Here is an 18,939-nt window from a genome sequence, read left to right as displayed (position 1 = left end):
GATAGGTATTGTCTGCTGTCAACAAGTTGGTTACTGCTCCAACAGGTGGCTGTTACATAAAAGATGAATACTTTCGGGGGTAAAACCCCGCAGGTGAAACCTGGTCAACGACTTGTGCTGAGTTTTTTTAACAAAACTGCCGATGCACGCAGCGGAACAACACAAATAAAATCCCCGTCCCGAAGCCCGCGCTGCAGGATCATAGATCAGCTGGCCATCAGCACTGCGGACAAAACGGCAAAGCTCGGCTTTTAGTTTTCGCCGACGGCAGATCAGGCAGGTTCGCTCTGCGCTATGCACCGCCATTTACCGTTCATCACCCTCGGCTGGCAAAACATCCGCTTCGCCCTCTGCAGATATCTCTGCACCACTCTCGGCATCGGCAACAGGATCCTGATTACCAACGGCACCAGCAGTTTCAGAAACCTCCAGGGCAGCTTCAGCCGCCGCCTGTTCTTCCTCCCGTTGCTGTTCAGCCGCCAGGCGGGCCTGCTCTATGGCCCGCTGGGCGCAGGCAACCAGCTGCTTGGCATCAGCCCCATCGGTACCAATCACCTCTTCCAGCTCCTCCGGGGAAGCGGCAACAAGGTCTTCCAGCTGCCGATAACCATTATCATAAAGCAGCTCCATGGTCACATTATCAAGGCCTTCAACCTCCTGCAACGATTCATAGAGCCGCTCAAAATCACCAGCTACTTTTGAAACGGATTTTACATCAAGATGCCAGCCGGTCAGCTTGGCAGCCAAACGAATATTCAACCCTTTTCGCCCGATAGCCAGCGAAAGCTGATCATCGGGAACGATAATCTCCATCGCCTGATTGTTCTCATCGAGAATAATCTTGCTGATCTGGGCCGGCGATACGGCATTGCAGACATAACGGACATCATCCGGATTCCAGCGGATAATATCAATCTTCTCACCCTTCAGCTCCTGGACGACATTCTGCACCCGGGACCCGCGAACCCCGACGCAGGCACCCACCGGATCCACATCATGATCATTGGTAAAAACGGCAATTTTTGCCCGTATGCCGGGTTCACGGGCGGCACCCTGGACAGTGATAATCCCTTCAAAGATTTCCGGCACTTCAGCGTCAAATAATTTAATCAGAAATTTAGGGTGCGTCCGGGAAAGGACAATTTTCGGTCCCTTGACGGTCATTTCAACATCCAGAAGCAGCGCCCGCACCCGTTCACCCTGGCGAAACGTTTCCCGGGGAATGGTTTCCGCCCGAGGCAGGATGGCCTCGGTCTTGCCGAGATTAACAATCAGGTTGCCCCGCTCCATCCGCTGAACGGTACCGCTGACAATTTCACCAATCCGTTCATGAAACTCTTCAAAAATACTTTCCCGCTCCGCCTCTCTGATCTTCTGCATGATGACCTGTTTGGCAGTCTGGGCGGCAATGCGGCCAAATTCAGACGTATCCAGTTTCAGCCCCAAGCTGTCACCATACTCAGCGTCAGGATCAAACTCCCTGGCTTCTTCCAGCGAGATGTCAGTATAGGAATTCTCTGGATTTTCAACCACTTCAACAAACTCAAACAGCTCGACTTCACCGCTCTCTTCGTTGAAACTGGCTTCAATATCTCTCCCCTGGCCCAGCTTCTTACGGGAAGCAGTCACCATGGCAGATTCAATGGCCTCAATCAGGATCTCTTTGGGAATACCCTTTTCCTTGCTGACCTGATCAAGAATAAATTTCAAACTGGAAGACATAAACCTATCCCCTACCTGTTTTTGTTTTACCCGCCTCTGGAAATTCATACACCAGATTACATTTGCTGAAATTAGCTACTTCAAGTGTATGACACCCGTCATCCGCAGCCAGCACCAGGCGATTATTCTCCTGGTCATATTCCTGCAATGTGCCAATAAATCGCCGGCGCCCCTCAACCGGCACTTTCGTTTTAATCTTAATTTTTCGACCGTAATGGGCAAGAAAATCCTTGGCCCGTTTCAGGGGCCGATTCAACCCCGGGGATGACACCTCAAGAATATAGCTGAAGGGCACGACATCCTCAACTTCCAGCAGGGCCCCCAGCTGCCGGCTGACCGTTGCACAGTCACCAAGGGTAACCCCACCCGGCTGATCAATATAAAGCCGCAAAATTCCGCGGGAGCCGGAGGTCACGTACTCGAGGTCCACCAGCTCATAGCCAAGGGATTCGAGCAACTCTCCGCTCAGCAAACTGATACTCTCCAACGCCTGCGCTATTCTCTTTTCTGGGACGCCCAGTGTTCCAATTCCTTTCCCGTTGCCATCCGGAATGCCGAAGCAGCGGATGGGCAATCAATGTTCAACCATGGCGAAAAAGAAAAAAAAAGTGGGCCAGTCCTAGCCCACTTTGAGAAAACTCCGCATGTCTGAGCCCAATTAACGAGAGGAAGCTACCACTATTATTCACGAAAAGCAAGTTTTTTCTTTCAATATGCAACAGCTCACGGTATAGACAACAGTTGGCACCAATAAACTACCACGGAACCTCCATGAAGCTACTGAAAAAACTTGTACTCGGCACCTATTCGAATCTCCTGGTGGGAATCAGCACCCTGCTCTGGTCCACCCTGGGCCTCCTTTTCTGTCTTCTCCCCCCGGCCTGGAAACTGAAAGGACACAATCTCTGCGCCCATTACTGGGGAACATGGATTCTCAGGGGCAGCGGCATCAGTGTGCGGGTTGTCGGCAGCGAAAACCTGAAACCCGGCACCCAGTATATGGTTATCGCCAACCATCGCAGTTTCCTCGACATCTACATTCTACTGACCGCTTCCGGCCTGCACTGTCGAATGGTCGCCAAAAAAGAACTTACCAAAATCCCGGTGTTTGGTCTACTCCTGCGCTACAGCGACAGCATCGTCATTGACCGGCAAAACCGGGAGCAGGCCATCGCCACCATGCGTCAGCGGGGTAAGTTGCTCAAAGAAAAGGGGCTCTCCATCGTGGTTTTCCCCGAAGGCACCAGATCAACCGGCAGAAAAGAACTCGGCAATTTCAAGAAAGGCGCCTTTATTCTGGCAGCTCAGCTGGGCCTGCCCATCCTGCCGGTAACCATTGTCGGGGCCGGGGAACTGCAGCCCAAAGGGGCGATGGCCATTAAACCGGGAAGCATCACTCTGAAGATCGATGCACCCCTCATGCCGCCGGATTATGCCAAGCCTGCAGATATCGCTCCCCTGGCTGAGCAGGCCCGTAAAACAATCGAACACAACCTTCAGACTTTTACCGCCGCTCCTTAAAAGGGGCACGCTCCCGTTCTCAATAGAAAAAACGCATAAAAACAACCTGGAAGCCGCCGATCATGGCCCCCAGGACACCACCAAATATATTTATATAAGTGAAGTGCTCCCGCATGATATCCATCAGCAGGGCCTCCACCTGTAAAACCGGCAGGGCGTTGATCCGCTCCTCAACCATGGCCGGAATGTCTATCCGGTCAGTCAGGTTGGGCAGCTCCGTTTCCATCAGGTTGCAGGCTTTCCGGTGGGTAAAGGCAATTCCCCGCTCCAGCACCTCATAGGGAATCTTCAGTGAAAGTTTGCCAATCGGCGTCTGGTAGAAATAGTTACACACCAGTTCATGGAAATGGTTGGTCAGGTGGCGTTTGACTTGGGATGAACGCAGCTCGGCAATCAGTCGCGCACCAATCCGGGAGCCCATCGCCGCCGAAACCCCTTCAAATCCAACAGCCTCGGCCAGCTGCGAAAAAGACCGGTCGCGGATAGTCATCAGCAGCTGCTCAAAAAGGGTGAAGCAGCGCTCAGTCGTTTCCTGGCGGCCAAGAAGATCAAGAAACTTCCCCTTGAGATAGTCCCGTATGCCCGCCAGCTTCTGATAAGAGACTTTCTTTGCCAACTCATTGACCGGTATCTGCAGAAAAGCATCAAAACGATCGGCAATCAGCTGCATCACCTTTTCCTGCACCTGCGGCTGCTGGAGGGCCGCGGCAATATCTTCGCCAGCCACATCTACCAGCTCATCAATTTTTCTGGCCAGTAGGTCCTCCTGTAAAGCCCAGCTGGCCAGCAACTTTTTCCAGAAGCCCATTTTGCTCACATAGGCATCGATGGCCTGGTGGATCCGGTTTTTAATCCGTTGGCGGATATTGGGATCATAGAGCAGCCGGCTCAGGCTGGCCATCAGTCCGGGAAGTTCCTGTTTCAACTGTCCAATCAGCAGTTCGCGCAGATCACTCGGAATAACCTGGGCCAGGGGTTTGGACGTCGCCAGCAGACGGGAAAAACCCTGATCGAATTCTTTGGCGACCCAGCCTTTGACAGCGTCCGACCGCAGCCAGTTGCCACACCCATCCCGCAGACGCAGACGAAAACGGGCATAGGCATCTACATCAATGATCGACGATAGGTTGGCCGCCAGCAGCTGGTCGCCTAACTGCCGGACGAAATCATCAACCAGCCGGTCAGTGGCTGGATGCTCAACCAGCTGATCGACCATACCATAGAGGTAATGGCGGCTGCGGTCCACCAGGTGCTCCATATCCCCGTGAAAATCAGCCGGGAAGAGCGAGCTGAGGGTCCCCAAGTCCTGTTCAAAAACATCCTGAAAACGCCGGGCTATGGCCAGATAGATGCCATCCTGAAAATCGCGGCGCTGCAGCCGGGAAACAATCACCTCATGGGTCAGCAGGTGATCACCGATCATGCGGCCGATATTGGTGGCCAGTTCTTTCCGCTTGGCGGGGATAATCCCGGGGGTCATGGGAACCGGGATGCCACAAAACTTCTTCTGCTCCAGCGGCCGAAACAGCATACGGATGGCAAGGTAGTTGGTAAAATAACCGATAGCCGCCCCCACCAATGGTGGCGCCAAATAAGGAATCAGAGACTGATAATTCATCCTTACGGTATAATGGATGCCGGATAAATAATCAAGCCGGGGGATGGAATTTATGGTATGTGGATCGAGGTTAAAGGTTAAAGGCTGAAGAAAAAGAGATTGAAAATGAAAAGAGGAGGCAGACAGAATGACAATCAGCAGGATAGCAACCAGCAGCGCCCCCCAGGCTATCGGGCCCTATTCCCAGGGCATCCGGGCCGGTGATTTTCTCTTTCTGGCCGGCCAGATTCCGATGGATCCAGCCGGCGGCCGGCTGGTGGCAGGCGGCATCCAGGAACAGACCCGGCAGGTGCTGGAAAACCTGCAGGCAGTGCTGAAGGCCGCCGGCGCCGGGCTGTCACAGGTGGTCAAAACAGAGGTGTTTCTCCAAAGCATGGAGGATTTCGCCGCCATGAACGAGGTATATGGCAGCTATTTCACCACAGACCCGCAGCCGGCCCGCCAGGCCATCGAAGCCGCCCGGCTGCCGAAAGGAGCCCTGGTGGAGATCTCCTGCATTGCCTATCTTGGCACCGTCTGAGCACGAAACGCCTGCCAGGCAGGTCGAAACCTCCTGTCTGCACTGAATGAAGCCGTCGGAATATGGTTTCGAGCGGTTTTGGGTGCCGGACGAATCACCTGGATGGTGATTCGCGGCGGGCACCTCGGAGCCAGCCAGGGATGGCTGGCGAGAATGAGCGGAAACCATATCCCGACGGCTTTATGCGTTGGACGAAATTTCAGCCGCCGGATGACCAGCGTGCCCACCGGCCAAAATAACACTTGACGCTCAGGAAGGCATTCTCTATTAATTGAATGACCATGGCTTGCGCCATCCATAACTCTTTACATAAAAAGACCACAGGAGGTTGATATGAGCAGTCTGAAAGGAACCCAAACCGAAAAAAATCTTCTCACCGCCTTTGCCGGCGAAAGCCAGGCCCGCAACCGCTATACTTACTACGCCAGCAAAGCGAAAAAAGAAGGCTATGTTCAGATTTCCGCCATTTTTGAGGAAACCGCCAACCAGGAGAAAGAGCACGCCAAACGGCTCTTCAAGCTCCTTGAAGGCGGCGACGTTGAAGTGACCGCCGCGTTTCCCGCCGGCGTTGTCGGCTCCACCATCGACAATCTCAAGGATGCCGCCGCCGGTGAAAACCATGAACATCTGGTGATGTATCCTGAGTTTGCGGTCATCGCCCGGGAAGAGGGGTTCCCGGCAATCGCCGATATTTTTACCGCCATTGCCGTGGCCGAAAAACAGCATGAGAAACGCTACCTTGATCTGATGAATAATATCGACGCCGGCCGGGTTTTCAAACGGGATCAGGCGGTTGTCTGGCGATGCCGGAACTGCGGCTACCTCCACGAAGGCAGTGGCGCTCCGGAAGAATGTCCCGCCTGTGCCCATCCCCAGGCCCATTTTGAACTGCTGGGAGAGAACTACTAACATCTCTGTTGTCCGGGATGTGGCGGCCGGGAAAACAAGCCGGTAGCCACATCTCGAACGCAAAACGGATTAAAGGCAATGGCTAGCCAGCACACTAAAATTATCATGTTTACCGGCAAGGGCGGCGTTGGTAAAACCACCATGTCGGTGGCCACCGCCCTCCATTATGCCCAGACCTGCAAGACCGTCATCGTTTCCACCGATCCGGCGGGCTCCCTGAAGGAAATTTTTCACCGGGATTTCGCCCACGGCATCACCTCGGTTGCCGATAATCTCGACGTGGTGGAACTGACCCGCGATGTTGTCCTGAAGCTCTGGCGGGAAAAGTTTGCTGATGAGATCTATACGGTCATCTCCTCCTTTCTGCCGGTGGGCAGGGATATCATCGACTATATCGAGGGGGCGCCGGGAATCGACGAAGAGTTTATGCTTGATTATGTGTTGACGCTCTGCAAATCGGGAAGCCATGACATGATCATCTGGGATACCGCCCCCACTACCACCACCCTCAATCTCCTCTTTGTCCAGCAGCTCTTCTACACCCATCTGACCCAGGCGCAGAAACTCTACCTGAAGGTCAAAGGGGTTCTCAACCAGGTCAACCCTCTGGAGCTGATTCAAAACTGGCGGCTGTTGACGGAAGAAGTCATGACCATGCTGCGCACAGATGCCACCGCCTGGGTAGTCACCAATCCCGAACGGCTGCCGGTTGAGCAGTCATTGTTCATCGGCAGGTCGCTGCAGGAATTCGGCATCTCCCTGAACGGCTACATCATGAACAAAATGCTGCCGGCGGCAGTCTGCCAGGACAATGCTTTTCTCGAAGCCAAGCGGGACAACCAGCTGCGCTGGCAGAAAAGCCTGGCCGACCGGACAGCTGAAACGATCAAGGTCATTCCGGAACTGGTTGGCGACGTCTCCGACCAGGAAAAGCTGCTGCAGATCGCCGGCATGCTGGGCTACTGACCCGGTGTTTCAGACAACAACCATCCTCTTTTCAAAGCCAGTTCAATCGGCTGCCCGGCCGATCCTTACCCTGACACTGCTCTTATGCCTCTGCGCCGCCAGCCTGGCCCATGCGGAAAAAGTCACCGTCGGCCATTTTTCCGCCAGCCAGCTGGACGGCTGGCAGACCAAGGTATTTTCCGGCACCACCAGCTACCGGCTGTGCCCCATTGACGAAGTCACCGCCCTCAAAGCCGAGAGCCTGGCCAGTGCTTCGGGACTGTTTAAAAAGGTCAGGATTGATCTGGAGCAAACCCCCTACCTCAGCTGGCAGTGGCGCATCGAAAACCGCCTCCCGCCGCTCAATGAACAAAGCAAGGCCGGCAACGATTATGCCGCCAGGGTCTATGTGGTTGTCGACGGCGGCCTGCTCTTCTGGAAAACTCTGGCAATCAACTATGTCTGGGCCGCCAGCTCCCCCAAAGATCATTTCTGGCCCAACGCTTTTGCTGGCCCAAATGCCATGATGCTGGCCCTGCGGTCGACAGAAGACAAAGCTGCAACCTGGTATGGTGAAAAACGCAACCTGAAGGATGATTTCAAAAAGTTGTTCGCCAAGGATATTCGCTACATCGACGCCATTGCTTTGATGACCGACACCGACAACAGCAAGGGAAAGGCAACTTCCTACTACGGGAACATCTATTTTTCGGATCACTGATGAGCATGAATAAGATAAGACGTTGAACGCCTTGTAAGCGACCAGATTTGCCGGCTAGAATGAGCGGCGATGTGAACACAGCAGTGTATGAGTGCGTGAAGCTCCTTATTCAGGCAGGGATTACACCTTGGGGCAGATAGAAAGAGGGGTTGCGCTTTTCCAACGCAACCCCTCGGTAATGTTTGGTAGCGGGGGCAGGATTTGAACCTACGACCTTCGGGTTATGAGCCCGACGAGCTACCGGACTGCTCCACCCCGCAACACGGTACATATGCCTGGACTTATAATACAAATAGCTTCAGTTGTCAACAGCTATTACAAACCAGCCTGTTGCAATGCCATCCTTTCCTGCAAACAGGGGAAAAGCTCCGGAGTCTTTTCGCTTTGCATTGATAGATTGCCCCGGATGGTTTTTTTTGCTATGATCCGGCACTGTTTATCTTCTGTTACGCTTGTCTTCCCACGGGACAGTATGCGGCTTTATCAACGTTATCTCACCAAAGAATTCCTGCAGATTTTCACCCTGAGTCTGTTGGCCCTCCTTTCGATCTATCTCCTGCTCGAGTTTTTCGGCAGCCTTGATGATTTCATTGAAAATCATGTGGGACCATTTATTATCATCGTCTACCTGTTCAACCAGCTGCCATTCTATGCCTCACAGTTTATTCCCCTGTCGCTTCTGCTGGCTACCATGCTCACTTTAGGCAGCATGGGACAAAACAACGAACTGGTCGCTTTCCGGGCCTGCGGCTTCACCCTGCGCCAGCTGAGCCTGCCGCTGATTATCGTCGGCATCTGCGCAGCCCTGCTCACCTTTGCCATGACCGAATACCTGGTACCCGCAACCTTCGCCCGGGCCAAGCATATCAAGACCGTGATCATCAAGCAGAAAAAGGAAAAGAAACTTTTCAATCTGCAGAACGTATGGTATACGGGGCAGGATTATATCTATCATTTCAAAGAGTTGATCCCGGAAGAAGACACCATTCGCGGGGCAACCATCTATCAGCTGGATGAGCAGTCCTGCCTTATACGTCGGGTTGATGCGGAAAAAATCGTCTATCAGCATGGCATATGGACCGGTTTTGCGGTAAACAGCCGCACCTTTTCCTACCATGAAGGACGTTCAGATCTGCAGGAATTTAACCGACAGCAACAGGTTTCTCTGGCAATCAGTGAACAGCCGAAAGATTTTCTCATTCCCCAGAAAGCGGTTGAGGAGATGAATTTCCGGGAACTACAGCATTATATTGACAAAGTAAAAAACATTGGCATTGATGTAACAGAATATGAGGTTCAACGGTACCACAAGCTCTTTTTTCCCCTTGCCTGCCCGATTATGGTGCTGCTCGGCATCCCTTTTTCCCTTGGCGGCCGGCGCAGCGGCGGCACAGCCAGAGGGATCGGCTTAAGCCTGGTGATTGGCTTTTCTTTCTGGTTTATTCTCTCCTTTTCACTGGCATTGGGCAAAGGCGGCGTTATGTCGCCGGCACCGGCCGCCTTGCTGCCCCACCTGCTCTACGGGGTTGCCGGGTTGGGACTGATCCAGAGAAAAAAATAAAAAACAATTAATCCATTGCAGATACTGTGACGGAGGCTTCACTGATGATTTTGACACCCGAAACACTTGACACCATAAAACAACTAGCCGCAAAAATAGATAAATACCGGGGGTATCTTTGATGTAGCCAGCCTGGAAAAACGACTGGGAGAGATTGAGCGGATCAGTGCCAGGGAAGATTTCTGGCAGGATCAGCAGCAGGCGACTGAAATCCTCAAGGAGCGCACCGCCCTGACCCAGGAAAAAGAACGTTGGCAACAGGTGGAGCATGAACTGGAAGAGATAACCCTGTTGGCCGAATTGCTCAAAGAAGAGGAGGATGCGGAAGGTGCTGCCGAGCTGAAGCAGCGTCTCAGCTCTCTGGAAAAAAGCTTTTCCCTTATTGAACTGGAAAAGATGATGGCCGCCGAACATGACCGGCGAAACGCCATCGTCAGCATCAACGCCGGCGCCGGCGGAACCGAGGCTCAGGATTGGGCCGAGATGCTTTTGCGCATGTATCTGCGCTGGGCCGAGAAAAGAAGCTGGAAAACCGAGATCGTTGATATTCTGGCAATGGACGAAGGGGGCATCAAGAGTGCCACCTTTACGGTCAGCGGCGATTATGTCTACGGCAATTTCCGTTCCGAAATCGGCATCCACCGTCTGGTGAGGATATCCCCCTTTGATGCCGGCAGCCGCCGCCATACGTCGTTTGCTTCGGTTTTTGTCTTTCCCGAGATTGATGACGATGTGCAGATTGAAATCAACGACAAGGATCTGCGCATCGACACCTACCGGGCCAGCGGCGCCGGCGGTCAGCATGTCAACAAGACCGATTCTGCTGTCCGCATCACCCATCTGCCTTCCGGCATTGTTGTCCAGTGCCAGAATGAACGGTCGCAGCACAAAAACAAGGCCATGGCCATGAAAATCCTCAAGGCCAGGCTCTATGAAGCGGAAATGGCCCAGCGCCAGGAAGAGATTGACAAAGTGGAAGGCACCAAAAAGGAGATTGCCTGGGGAAGCCAGATCCGTTCCTACATTCTCCACCCCTACCAAATGGTCAAAGATCACCGCACCGACCATGAAACCGGCAATGTCACCCAGGTTCTCGACGGCAATCTCGATTCATTTGTCGAAGCCTATCTGCTGAACCAGATGAACCTGCAGCCTGAAAACCGAGACTCATGATGGCACAACCCTCACCTGAAGTCCGGTTGATTCCCCTTGGCGGGATGGGGGAGATCGGCATGAATATGATGGCCATTGAGTGCGATGATGAAATTCTGGTCATCGACTGCGGCCTGATGTTCCCTGAACCCTACATGCTGGGGGTAGATCTGGTTATCCCCGACACCACCTACCTGAAGGAAAACCGGCAGCGGATCAAGGGAATCATTATCACCCATGGGCACGAAGACCACATCGGTGCCCTGCCCTTCGTACTGCCTGACCTGCAGGTTCCCGTCTACGGTACCCCGTTCACCCTCGGGTTGATCAAAAATAAGCTTAAGGAGTTTTCCCTCCATGAAAGCACCCGGTTTGTGACGGTCAAACCGGGGGAAAGCCTGGTCACCAACCATTTCATTGTTGAATTTATCCGGGTGATTCACTCAATTCCCGATGGCGTTGCCCTGCACATCACCACCGAAGCCGGCAACATCATCCATACCGGGGATTTCAAGATCGACTCCACTCCTTTGGGAAGCGATCATACCGACCTGGCTGAATTTGCCCGGCGCGGCGAAAACGGAGTCAAGCTGCTGCTCTCGGACAGCACCAACGTTGAGCAGGAAGGCTTTTCCGCCCCTGAGCGGCGGGTAAAAGAGGCCATGGCAGCACTTTTCCCCACCTGTCCCGGGAGAATCATCATTTCATTGTTCTCTTCCAATCTGCTGCGCATTCATGAACTTATCAACCTGGCTCACCGGCAGCAGCGCAAGGTAGCACTGTACGGCCGCAGCCTGCTGAACAACGTCATGGTGGCCCGGGAACTGGGATATCTTGTCATTCCCGACAACACCCTGATCGACATCCAGGAAACCGGTGCCTACAATCCTGAGCAGCTGCTGCTGATCACCACCGGCAGCCAGGGGGAACCGTTCTCCGGCCTCTCGCTCCTGGCCGCCGGGGGCAATAAATGGCTGCAGGTCATTCCCGGAGATACGATCATCTTTTCCTCACGGTTCATTCCCGGCAATGAAAAAGCAATCAACAACCTGATCAACCGCCTCTACCGTCGCGGCGCCAGGGTACTCTACAAACCGATCGCATTTACCCATACCTCCGGCCATGCTCACCGTGATGAGCTGCGTCTGCTGCTCAACCTGGTGAAACCGGAGAATTTCATTCCCATCCACGGTGAATATCGCCACCTGGTTCAGCATGCCCAGTTGGCCAAGGAACAGGGGATTACTGCCGACCACATCGTCATTGCCGGCGACGGTGATATTATCTCCCTGGACCAAGACGGCATCCGTTGCACCGGCACTGTTGAAACCGGTAAAATCCTCATTGACGGCAAAGGGGTAGGCGAAGTAAAGGATGTCATCCTCCATGACCGTAAACACCTATCCCGAGATGGGGTCGCACTGGTGGTTATTGCCATTAATGAGTCAACCGGGGACGTGGTCTACGGGCCTGATATCACTACTAAAGGTCTGATTTTTGAGGATGAGAAGGAAGAGATTCTCGCCCAAGCGCTGGCGGTTGTCACCGAAACGCTGGCAAACATTCCGGCCGCTGAGCGAACCGACTGGATCGAGCTGAAAACAACAGTCCGCACCAGTCTAAAAAGGTTTTTCAAGCGCAATTTACAGCGTAGTCCAATTATTCTGCCGGTCATCATTGAACTATAGATAAGGCAGGGTACAAGGAATTGAGAATGAACCAAATAGAGGGTAATAACCTGCCACAACATCATCGGCACAGCGTAAAAAGACCTCAACTATGTTAAAACGACTGCAACTGGATCGTCAGGAATGGAAGTATGAGATAAGCGGCATTCTGGTGCTCGGCCTTGCCGTCTTTCTGCTCATCTGCCTGGTGTCCTTTTCGCCACAAGATCCCTCATGGAACACCGCCGCCATCCCCGGCCGGGAGATTCACAACTTCAGCGGCCGGCTGGGGGCGATCATTGCCGATCTGCTGGTGCAGGCTTTCGGCTTGGCGGCAGTAGTCATCCCTCTCTATCTGTTCGGCATATTCCTGACCCTCTTGGCCAGCAAAAAACCGCCCCCATGGAGCAGCTATCCGGGAGCCGTGCTGCTGCTGCTGAGTACCTCCATCTGGACATCACTGATCAGCCCGACCTTTACCTACCATCAGCAGGCGCTCAAATCAGGGGGGGTATTCGGCTACCTGATGGCCGCCCTTTTTCTCTCCTATCTCAACCAGGTGGGAACCTGCCTTTTGATGCTGGTCATTTTCTCCCTGGCCATTATCGTCACCACTCATATTTCGCCTTTGAAGTTGATGGCGATTGTCGCCGAGGGCTTTCTGAACTCCAGCCAGATGCTTTCCAGAGCCTGTCTAGCCATGCTGGTCTCTCTCCGGCAGATGGCAGCCAGGCAGCAGAAGAAAGCCAAAGACCGGTCAGCGCCAGCCAAACCGGTAATCAAAATTGAAAAAAAACCCAAAGCCCCCGCCCCGGAAAAGGAGATCCTTCAGCAGGAGATCCTGCCTTTTTTCCAGGAATCAGGCAAGATAACTCTGCCCCGGACCTCCATGCTTGATGATCCACCGCCTAAAAAGAAGGTCTCCCACAATGATAAAAGCCTGCTGATGCAGTCCCAGATTCTGGAGAAGAAGCTGCTGGATTACGGGGTTGAAGGCCAGGTTACCGAGGTTTACCCCGGCCCGGTGGTGACCATGTTTGAATTCAGGCCGGCAGCCGGCACCAAACTGAATAAAATTGTTTCCCTGGCAGATGACCTGGCCCTGGCCCTGAGTGCCATGTCAGTGAGGATTGTCGCCCCCATCCCGGGCAAATCGGTGGTCGGCATCGAGATTCCCAACCTTGAACGGGAGGATGTCTATTTCAAGGAGCTGATCGTCTCCGACGCCTTCCAGACCAACAGGTCTCTCCTGCCCCTGGCCCTGGGGAAAGACATCGGCGGCGCCCCGTTCGTCAGCGATCTGACCAAAATGCCCCACCTGCTGATTGCCGGCTCCACCGGGTCCGGCAAAAGCGTGGCCATCAATACGATGATCTGCAGTATTCTGTTCAAATCGACCCCCGAACAGGTTCGCTTTATCATGGTGGATCCCAAAATGCTGGAGCTGTCCATCTACGACAACATTCCCAACCTGCTGCTGCCGGTGGTCACCAACCCGAAACGGGCCGCGGCCGCCCTGCGCTGGGCCGTTGATGAGATGGAACGTCGCTACAGCCTGATGTCGGAAAGCGGCACCCGCAACATCCTGGCCTACAACAAACTGGTCCGCAAACAGGCCCAGCAGCAGAATGAGGACGAGCAGCAGCATACCGAAATGCTACCCTATATTGTCGTGGTCATCGATGAACTGGCCGACCTGATGATGGTTGCCGCCAAGGATGTGGAAGAATCCATCACTCGCCTGGCCCAGATGGCCAGGGCGGCCGGCATCCACCTGGTGCTGGCGACCCAGCGGCCGTCGGTTGATGTGATCACCGGCCTGATCAAGGCCAATTTTCCGGCCCGCATCTCCTTTCGGGTTTCATCCCGGGTGGACTCCCGCACCATCCTTGACGCCATGGGCGCCGAACACCTGCTGGGCAACGGCGACATGCTGTTTCTCCAGCCCGGCTCGGGAACCTCTAATTTCACCCGCCTCCATGGCTCCTTTCTTAACGACAGGGAGATCAGGAGGGTCACCGACTTCCTCAAAAAACAGGGCAAACCCCAGTATGATGACGACATGCTGAAAAAACAGGAGGAGGAGCTGGCCAAATCGCGCAAAGAACGCAATAAAGCCGCCCTTGCCGTTGACGGCGGGGAAAGTGACGAGGAGGGTTACGATGAATTGTATGACCAGGCGGTGGCCTTCGTCGCTGAAGTAAAAACCGCCTCCGCCTCGCTGATCCAGCGGAAATTCAGGATCGGCTACAACCGGGCCGCCAGAATCATTGAAACCATGGAAGCAGAAGGGGTCATCGGCCCGGCCGAAGGCAGCAAACCACGCAAGGTCCTGATCGACAACATCTGAGTCAAGGACTCAGAACAGAATTGCCAGAAACATGGTGGACATATTGAAGAAAAACTTCGGTGGCGAGCCGCCGCGCAGAAAAATATCGTCAGCTATTCTGGTGAGCACCCGGGTCATGATCACCTCATAGCCCATATTCAGGTAGCCGTCCGCTGCTGCTTCATTGGTGAGAAACAAGAGCTCCCCCAGGTCATCGCGATAGACCTTCAGCCGCCAGTTCACCTGGCTGATATTGTGATAAAGCGTCTCCAGCTTTTCCAGCGGCAGCTGCAGGCTGCTGAATAACTGTCCATCCTCCACCCCATAGGCTTCCCTGACACTTTTCACCAGGCCAAGACTCAGCAGATAAACCCGATCGCCATAGTCAGTGACGGGATCAAAAGCGGCCCGCAGAATTTCATGGGAAGGCTGACCGTAAAAATAACGCTCCGGCGGTTCGCCGCCATGGAAGATCGCCTTGATCTTCTCTTCCCGCAGCACCAGATCCGGTTCATATTTGGGATTCTTCGCATACAGCCGGCGGGTAAACTCCTCCAATTCCTGGTAGTGCTGCTCCATGTGATGATTGATCATCTTCACGTCGGTGGGGACCACCGCCTCCCCCAACCGCTGTCTGGTTGCCGCCAGCTGACGGCTACAGGCACCGGAAAACAACAATAAAGCCGTCATCATGCACACTGTGGCTTTGGCAAGAGGAGAGTGACTCAATGGGTAGAACCTATTGGCGCTGCTGTTATGGAACATTGTTTCCATTGTAGCAGATTATCGGAATGAAAAACAATCCCCATCACCAAAAGAAGAGCCACAATCTGTGGCTCTTCTTCACTGGAAAAACAAAGAAATGATCATTTTTGGATGCAGAAAGGCTCCGCCGCTACTCCTTTCTCTGTCTTTCAAGGGTGATTTTACTCAGTTCGGTCCGTGCCGGCTCTGAAGCTGGATCGAGTTCCACCACTTTTTTATAGGCATTTTCTGCCTCCTGAAGATTACCCTCCTGCCGGGCAAGCAATCCCAGCTGCTGCCACCAGGCCGGTGTCAACGGATCTATCCGCACCAGTTCCCGCGCCGCGCTCATCCCGCGGGCATGCTGATTGGTAGTTTCGGAAACAAGCAGGGTGAAGTACCAGGCAAACCGATCATCACGATTTTTATGTATAAGACTGGACGCAACCTCTCCGGCGCTGCCATACCAGCCGTTGTAAAACAGGAGAGCCAGCAGATTGCGCGCCCGGCAGAAGGCTTCCCGATCCTTTTTGGCAGGCAGGATAAAAGCCGCCGTTTCCTGGATCTTTGGCAGCAATGCTGCCGCCCCTTTTATTGCTACCTGAAAACCCTCAGTATCACCCCTGGCCAGCAGCACATGGGCGGTCAAATAATCCACCAGCGGCGCCGGTTCACCCCATCTGCGCGCCAGGGCCAGGCCGCCCAAGGCAACATCATAGTTGCCCTTCACCTGCTCAATGATCACCAGCGGGATGAAACTCCGGCCCAGGCGCGGATTCAGGCTGATAGCCTTCTTAAACTGGATTTCCGCCTGATCCAATTGCTGCAGGGACAGATAGGCAATGCCGGCATAGTGATGACTGAGGGGCAGCCCCTTGCGGCCCGCCAGGAAGGTATCAAGGTGATCGAGGGCCCGCTTCTCACTGCCACCCTGATTGATCAAGGCCGCCGCCGTGATATAATGGGCCTCGGGAATATGGCCATACACCTGGAGTGCTTTTGCCATCCGCTCGATGGCCGCGTCATAGGCACCCACCGCCAGCAGTTTCATCCCCTGTTCGATGGTTGCCTGTTTCACCCCGGGGGCGTAATAGACCATCGTGATGGTCTCCTGATTGGCCGCTTCCTGGTTGCCGGCCTGACGGTACAGTTCCACCAGCTGGCGGCGGTAGAGAATATTATCCGGATCCAGCGTAACGGCCTGCCGGAGTAAATCAATCGCTTTGGCAGCATTACACTGGCCCCGGTACACCTGGGCCAGGCCGGCGGCAGCCGGCGGAAAGTTGGGATACGCGTCCCGGACCCGGCCTAAAAACACTTCGGCTTGGGGCAATTTTTCCTGGGCCAGCAGCAGACTGCCCTGGTAATAAAGACCGATAAGGTTTTCCGGCTGCTGTTGCAGCACCGCATCAAGAGATGTTTGCGCCCGGCTAAAATCCTGCCGCTGGGCGGCCAGAATCGCCCTGATCAGCTGCCGGTTGACCTCCTGCGCTTGATGGTCGCCCAGCATTTCAAGCTGCTTTGCCGCCTCATCACTGGAGCCGCCGAGAGCCGCCAGCACCCCCAATAACCCCCGGGCCTGCTGATGTCCCTCTTTGCGTACCAGCACGGCGTTGAGATACTCTTTGGCTTCCTGCCAGGCACCCCTAGCTAGCTGGATCTCGGCCAGGGTCAGCAGTTCCTCTGTGGGATCGGTCTGGAGCAGGGAAAGCAGGTCCTGATGGACGGAAAAGTCATTCTCGGGCAGCACCTCAGAGCTGCTATCAATGACAACGGTACTGGCCGGAGTGGCAAAGAAAAAGACCAGAGCAACAGCACACACCGCAACCAGTGGCAAGCGGACCATCAACCGGCCGGGGCTGGCAGATAAAAAACCGTTCATATTCCCTCCCACGCACACAGAACACATACCTATTTTATCCTGCAGCCAACAAGAAAAGAGCAGGCCTGCACCTGCTCTTTTCTATCAGCCAGCGAGGTTACTGATCTTTTTTCCGCCGCCGATTGATCATACCCAGCCCCAGAAGCCCGACACCGAACAGGACCATGGTTGCCGGCTCAGGAACCGGTTCATTACCATTGGGGATCTCGGTAGCCGCCAGGATATTGATGTTCCAGGCGGTGGACAACGCTCCATCCCAGTAGCTGTAGCCCGTCCATGCACCACTAGCACCTTGATTTAAAACCAACCACTCACAGTAATCCTCCCACCAAGTGTAGGTATCCCCTACATCAAGGGTCACAGTAGTCGGGTCATAGAAATAGTTGGTGATATAGGTGGTATCATCAAGACCAATAGTCGTTTCCAGACCCTTGTAGACACTCCACATGGCATAGGGATGGCCAAAATTTCCATACCAGGTGCCAGATGGGGTACCCTGCCACTCACGATCAAGATACGCTAAAGCTGCCAAGAGATCCGGATGTAACAGGTCATACGCCGTCCCCCCAAGATCCTCGCCGGCAAAGGCCATCTCAACCAGCAGGCCGCCAGTTTTCGCTGCATTATTATACATTAAAGGTCTATCATACCCAGATGAACCATCAAGACCAGTCCCACTTCCATCTCTATACTGGACATAGTCAATCCAATATTGCAGCTCATCACGGACAAACTGAGGTGCGCTGACGCCCATGTCGCCGGCAAACAGGCTGGCAATCACCGGCCATTGGGCAGTGGAATTATCAGCTTGACCATAGTCAGCATAGTAGCGCCAACCACCCCGGTAAACATTTCCGGGATCTGCTTGGCCATAGGCAAAATAATCCACCGTATCCTGAACAACTTCCGCATACGTCATCCCGGAAAGCGCCCCGGTGGTGACCACGGCACCGGGAGTCCCCGTGGCAGCAATTGCCGGCAGCACCAATCCGGTCACATAGGTATCTCTAGAGTTATTGCCCCCGAGAACAAATTTAACCCCCAAACCATCGCCATCACCATCGGGATTACCGGTTGGCTCTACACCAATTGCATAGGTTGTCGCCTGGCTGAAAACATAGTTCAGCCCCTCCCCAACCACATCACCATAATTGTTCCCATTGATAATGACATCGGTACCAGCGCTATAGCCCTCTTCCAGAAAAGAAAGCAGTGCAGCACCGGTCGCAGCCGTACGACTGTCAGCATCATACCAAGATCCAGCAGCTTCCTGATTTGAAGCCAACCACTCAAGTCCAGCATCGATGGCCGCCTGTTTCTCCGCCTCGGTCGCCGCGGTGGCACTACTGGCAACAACCAGCAACAACCCCAACAGGCAACTTAAAACTAATAAAACTTTTTTCATACCCCTCCCCTCCCTTTCCTACTCATGTTGGATTACGAAAAACCCACCTGAACAATGCAACTGGCATCACCCCCCTTCCCGGACATACCGCGCTGAACAACCGTTATGTAATAGTTTTCCCTCGCCACATTAACTTTTTATAATAATGCATATCACATGCCATAACGTAAGCCGTTTTCCTAACCATTGGACATTACGGAAAAATAAAAACAATTGCATGTTTCATACATTCATGATAGAGAT

General features: G+C 53.9%; 16 protein-coding genes and 1 tRNA gene. 9 read left to right on the top strand and 8 right to left on the bottom strand.

Annotation, left to right across the window (positions count from 1 at the left end):
• Positions 1-30: 30 nt before the first annotated feature.
• The 3 genes from JXO50_02290 to JXO50_02280 are packed head-to-tail and all read right to left on the bottom strand — an operon-like array spanning position 31 to position 2,194.
• Positions 31-306 carry a YlxR family protein gene (locus JXO50_02290; protein MBN2331912.1) on the bottom strand — a complete coding sequence of 92 codons (276 nt, stop codon included), beginning with the start codon at positions 304-306 and terminating at the stop codon, positions 31-33.
• Positions 307-1,722: a transcription termination/antitermination protein NusA gene (gene nusA / locus JXO50_02285; protein ID MBN2331911.1), complete on the bottom strand. Its 1,416-nt coding sequence runs from the start codon at positions 1,720-1,722 to the stop codon at positions 307-309. It lies immediately after the preceding gene.
• Between the two features lie 4 nt (positions 1,723-1,726).
• Positions 1,727-2,194, bottom strand: a complete 468-nt coding sequence (locus JXO50_02280; GenBank protein MBN2331910.1) for a ribosome maturation factor RimP — start codon at positions 2,192-2,194, stop codon at positions 1,727-1,729.
• 299 nt (positions 2,195-2,493) lie between these two features.
• Here JXO50_02280 and JXO50_02275 point away from each other — a divergent pair, with 299 nt between their 5' ends.
• Entirely contained in the window at positions 2,494-3,243 is a 750-nt protein-coding gene (locus tag JXO50_02275; protein ID MBN2331909.1) for a 1-acyl-sn-glycerol-3-phosphate acyltransferase, read from the top strand.
• Between the two features lie 19 nt (positions 3,244-3,262).
• On the opposite strand, the gene JXO50_02270 is transcribed toward JXO50_02275, so the two are convergent.
• Positions 3,263-4,861 carry a DUF445 family protein gene (locus tag JXO50_02270; GenBank protein MBN2331908.1) on the bottom strand — a complete coding sequence of 533 codons (1,599 nt, stop codon included), beginning with the start codon at positions 4,859-4,861 and terminating at the stop codon, positions 3,263-3,265.
• Between the two features lie 127 nt (positions 4,862-4,988).
• Here JXO50_02270 and JXO50_02265 point away from each other — a divergent pair, with 127 nt between their 5' ends.
• From JXO50_02265 to JXO50_02250, 4 genes are all read left to right on the top strand, one after another.
• A complete protein-coding gene (locus JXO50_02265) occupies positions 4,989-5,381 on the top strand; it encodes a RidA family protein (protein ID MBN2331907.1) in 393 nt (130 codons plus the stop codon).
• Between the two features lie 333 nt (positions 5,382-5,714).
• Positions 5,715-6,290, top strand: a complete 576-nt coding sequence (locus JXO50_02260) for a rubrerythrin family protein (protein MBN2331906.1) — start codon at positions 5,715-5,717, stop codon at positions 6,288-6,290.
• 78 nt (positions 6,291-6,368) lie between these two features.
• On the top strand, positions 6,369-7,256 hold the full coding sequence (locus JXO50_02255) for an ArsA family ATPase (protein MBN2331905.1): 888 nt from the start codon (positions 6,369-6,371) through the stop codon (positions 7,254-7,256).
• A gap of 61 nt (positions 7,257-7,317) precedes the next feature.
• The gene (locus tag JXO50_02250) at positions 7,318-7,956 is read left to right on the top strand and encodes a DUF3047 domain-containing protein (GenBank protein MBN2331904.1); all 639 of its coding nucleotides are present in this window, start codon (positions 7,318-7,320) and stop codon (positions 7,954-7,956) included.
• A 183-nt stretch (positions 7,957-8,139) separates the two neighbouring features.
• Here JXO50_02250 and JXO50_02245 read toward each other — a convergent pair.
• Positions 8,140-8,216 (bottom strand) — tRNA-Met (locus tag JXO50_02245).
• Positions 8,217-8,428: 212 nt separating this feature from the next.
• On the opposite strand from JXO50_02245, the gene lptG reads away from it, so the two are divergent.
• The 4 genes from lptG (at position 8,429) to JXO50_02225 (ending at position 14,686) form a co-directional block, all read left to right on the top strand.
• Entirely contained in the window at positions 8,429-9,517 is a 1,089-nt protein-coding gene (gene lptG, locus JXO50_02240) for an LPS export ABC transporter permease LptG (GenBank protein ID MBN2331903.1), read from the top strand.
• Between the two features lie 99 nt (positions 9,518-9,616).
• On the top strand, positions 9,617-10,690 hold the full coding sequence (gene prfB / locus JXO50_02235; protein ID MBN2331902.1) for a peptide chain release factor 2: 1,074 nt from the start codon (positions 9,617-9,619) through the stop codon (positions 10,688-10,690).
• Positions 10,690-12,357, top strand: a complete 1,668-nt coding sequence (locus JXO50_02230) for a ribonuclease J (protein ID MBN2331901.1) — start codon at positions 10,690-10,692, stop codon at positions 12,355-12,357. The genes prfB and JXO50_02230 overlap by 1 nt, the downstream gene beginning before the upstream one ends.
• A 91-nt stretch (positions 12,358-12,448) precedes the next feature.
• A complete protein-coding gene (locus JXO50_02225) occupies positions 12,449-14,686 on the top strand; it encodes a DNA translocase FtsK 4TM domain-containing protein (protein MBN2331900.1) in 2,238 nt (745 codons plus the stop codon).
• 9 nt (positions 14,687-14,695) lie between these two features.
• On the opposite strand, the gene JXO50_02220 is transcribed toward JXO50_02225, so the two are convergent.
• The 3 genes from JXO50_02220 to JXO50_02210 form a co-directional block, all read right to left on the bottom strand.
• The gene (locus JXO50_02220; GenBank protein ID MBN2331899.1) at positions 14,696-15,358 is read right to left on the bottom strand and encodes a hypothetical protein; all 663 of its coding nucleotides are present in this window, start codon (positions 15,356-15,358) and stop codon (positions 14,696-14,698) included.
• A 202-nt stretch (positions 15,359-15,560) separates the two neighbouring features.
• Positions 15,561-17,291, bottom strand: coding sequence for a tetratricopeptide repeat protein (locus JXO50_02215; protein MBN2331898.1), 1,731 nt, complete (start codon positions 17,289-17,291; stop codon positions 15,561-15,563).
• A 97-nt stretch (positions 17,292-17,388) separates the two neighbouring features.
• Positions 17,389-17,925 carry a PEP-CTERM sorting domain-containing protein gene (locus JXO50_02210; GenBank protein ID MBN2331897.1) on the bottom strand — a complete coding sequence of 179 codons (537 nt, stop codon included), beginning with the start codon at positions 17,923-17,925 and terminating at the stop codon, positions 17,389-17,391.
• Between the last annotated feature and the right edge of the window lie 1,014 nt (positions 17,926-18,939).

Source organism: Candidatus Anaeroferrophillus wilburensis, from assembly GCA_016934315.1.
GTDB lineage: Bacteria > Desulfobacterota > Anaeroferrophillalia > Anaeroferrophillales > Anaeroferrophillaceae > Anaeroferrophillus > Anaeroferrophillus wilburensis.
The sequence above is the reverse complement of the archived record's forward strand: the minus strand, read 5'-3'. Positions and strand labels throughout refer to the sequence as shown.

Coding starts and splice junctions, on each gene's coding strand:
- JXO50_02265 (MBN2331907.1), top strand. CDS start 4,989: ATGACAATCAGCAGGATAGCAACCAGCAGCGCCCCCCAGGCTATCGGG.
- JXO50_02230 (MBN2331901.1), top strand. CDS start 10,690: ATGGCACAACCCTCACCTGAAGTCCGGTTGATTCCCCTTGGCGGGATG.
- lptG (MBN2331903.1), top strand. CDS start 8,429: ATGCGGCTTTATCAACGTTATCTCACCAAAGAATTCCTGCAGATTTTC.
- JXO50_02225 (MBN2331900.1), top strand. CDS start 12,449: ATGTTAAAACGACTGCAACTGGATCGTCAGGAATGGAAGTATGAGATA.
- JXO50_02220 (MBN2331899.1), bottom strand. CDS start 15,358: ATGATGACGGCTTTATTGTTGTTTTCCGGTGCCTGTAGCCGTCAGCTG.
- nusA (MBN2331911.1), bottom strand. CDS start 1,722: ATGTCTTCCAGTTTGAAATTTATTCTTGATCAGGTCAGCAAGGAAAAG.
- JXO50_02270 (MBN2331908.1), bottom strand. CDS start 4,861: ATGAATTATCAGTCTCTGATTCCTTATTTGGCGCCACCATTGGTGGGG.
- JXO50_02215 (MBN2331898.1), bottom strand. CDS start 17,291: ATGAACGGTTTTTTATCTGCCAGCCCCGGCCGGTTGATGGTCCGCTTG.
- JXO50_02260 (MBN2331906.1), top strand. CDS start 5,715: ATGAGCAGTCTGAAAGGAACCCAAACCGAAAAAAATCTTCTCACCGCC.
- JXO50_02275 (MBN2331909.1), top strand. CDS start 2,494: ATGAAGCTACTGAAAAAACTTGTACTCGGCACCTATTCGAATCTCCTG.
- JXO50_02210 (MBN2331897.1), bottom strand. CDS start 17,925: ATGTATAATAATGCAGCGAAAACTGGCGGCCTGCTGGTTGAGATGGCC.
- JXO50_02255 (MBN2331905.1), top strand. CDS start 6,369: ATGGCTAGCCAGCACACTAAAATTATCATGTTTACCGGCAAGGGCGGC.
- JXO50_02290 (MBN2331912.1), bottom strand. CDS start 306: ATGGCGGTGCATAGCGCAGAGCGAACCTGCCTGATCTGCCGTCGGCGA.